This is a genomic window from Chryseobacterium sp. SIMBA_029 (assembly GCF_046535275.1).
Classification (GTDB): Bacteria; Bacteroidota; Bacteroidia; order Flavobacteriales; family Weeksellaceae; genus Chryseobacterium.
On the sequence record NZ_JAWRXA010000950.1, the window covers coordinates 1 to 229 of the forward strand.

The window sequence follows — 229 nt, forward strand, 5'->3', positions numbered from 1 at the left end:
CCCATAGAGCAGCTTCCCTAAAAAATAGAGAGAAACCAGTCCCAGAGCTGAAAAAATAATACTAAAATAAAGGTTACCATTGTCTAGTTTTTTTTCTGTTTTAAAATTCTGAATTTTATCAAGAAGCATATACATATAACTATTTACTTCTATCGTAAAATCTTCTAATTTGATATGGAGCAGTAATAATGATATTAAAATTGCCGTAAGCAGATAAAATCTGTTATAG

General features: G+C 28.4%; 1 pseudogene. It reads right to left on the reverse strand.

Annotation, left to right across the window (positions count from 1 at the left end):
• Positions 1-229, reverse strand: a pseudogene (locus tag SB679_RS26625) (hypothetical protein); the annotation flags it as partial.